The 442-nt window shown below is 57.5% G+C and carries 1 protein-coding gene; it reads right to left on the reverse strand.

All coding sequences use genetic code 11. The features are described from left to right. A partial coding sequence (locus SB717_RS33755) for a pyridoxal-phosphate dependent enzyme (RefSeq protein ID WP_410907170.1) occupies positions 1 to 376 on the reverse strand: 376 nt, incomplete at its 3' end. Positions 377 to 442: the final 66 nt, after the last annotated feature.

Below are 442 nucleotides of genomic sequence, written 5' to 3' on the forward strand. Positions count from 1 at the left end.
TATCATGCTGCTTGGTCAGCTCGAATGCACGTTCGCACACCATCTTGGCACCGAGGGAAGTCGCAATACTGGTGATCGCGTCCAATTCGACACGCTCTCCTGCCTTAACGGCACGGTTAAGCGACTCAGCGCCCTCGGTCTCGATGGCCAGGACAGGAATGTGATTGAAGCCGTTGCGGTGCAGCCCTTCAACGACACCAGACATCAGGCCACCGCCACCAACCGACAGGATGACCGAATCGAATTCCACCCCACTGCGAGCGACTTCGTCGATCATCGTGGCATGGCCGGTCCACATGGTGGCGTCGTCGAATGGATGCACGAAGGCAACTTCTGGATCTTCCAGCATTGATTGGGCCAACGCGTTGGCTTCCATCCATGAGGAGCCGTGAACGATTACGGTAGCGCCTTCTTGCTCGATCAGTGCTCTAGCCCTGGCAGT

It is taken from the genome of Priestia sp. SIMBA_032 (assembly GCF_046535215.1).
Taxonomy (GTDB): domain Bacteria; phylum Bacillota; class Bacilli; order Bacillales; family Bacillaceae_H; genus Priestia; species Priestia aryabhattai.